Raw genomic sequence first — 905 nt, 5'->3', positions numbered from 1 at the left:
ACCGTCAGCCAGATCGGCGCAGGCAGGCCGAACCAGTTAGCATAGCCGAGGGCGAAGAAACGCTCGTCCTCGATGCCCACCGCTTTACCGTCGGAAATGATGTACGCCAGACCGCGCACAATCTGCATGGTGGCCAGGGTGGTGATGAGCGCATTGATTTTCAGACGGGCAATCACGAAACCGTTGAGTAAACCGGTCAACATCCCCAACACCAAACCGGCACCCACGCCAATCCACAGGCTTTCGGTCATGTTAATGACCACCGCCGTGGTGACGCCCGCGCAGGCAATGACTGAGGCGACGGACAAGTCAAAATCACCGGATGCCAGACAGAAAAGCATCCCGCAGGCGACCATCCCGGACATTGAAATTGCCAGCCCCAGACCTTTCATGTTGATGAAAGAACTGAAGTTTGGCACGAAAATACTGCAGGCAATAAACAGCACGGCGAATACCACTAACATGCCGTAACTGTCCCAGATACGCATCAGGCCCTGTCCGCCGCGCGAAGCTGCTGAAGGTTGATCCGGTTTGGCGGAATTGGTTGTCATACTGGACATAATATTGTGCTCCTCAGTCAGGCAGCGTCAGGGGCAGAAGTCAGGTCCGGAGTTCGCAACATCGCGAGCCCCAGCGCTTTTTCTTCGGTGGCTTCATCATGGGACAGTTCGCCGGAGACAGCGCCTTCGCGCATCACGACAATTCGGTCCGCCAGACCCAGCACTTCCGGTAAATCACTGGACGCAAACAGCACCGCAATGCCTTGTTTTGCCAGAGAGTAAATCACGTTGTAGATTTCATGCTTGGCGCCAACGTCGATCCCGCGCGTCGGTTCATCGAGCAAAATGACTTTCATGTCTTCCGACAACCAGCGGCCAAGAATGGCTTTTTGCTGATTACCGCCG

Annotated in this window: 1 protein-coding gene and 1 pseudogene; both read right to left on the bottom strand. The window is 55.4% G+C overall.

Annotation, left to right across the window (positions count from 1 at the left end):
* Positions 1 to 560 (bottom strand): ABC transporter permease subunit (locus TU92_RS22215; protein ID WP_427909988.1); only part of this gene is annotated, 560 nt, incomplete at its 3' end.
* 17 nt (positions 561 to 577) lie between these two features.
* Positions 578 to 905 (bottom strand): annotated as a pseudogene (gene araG, locus TU92_RS22210) (L-arabinose ABC transporter ATP-binding protein AraG); the annotation flags it as partial.

It is taken from the genome of Rahnella inusitata (genome assembly GCF_003263515.1).
GTDB classification, from domain to species: Bacteria; Pseudomonadota; Gammaproteobacteria; order Enterobacterales; family Enterobacteriaceae; genus Rahnella; species Rahnella inusitata.
This window is presented reverse-complemented; position numbering and strand designations above follow the sequence as displayed.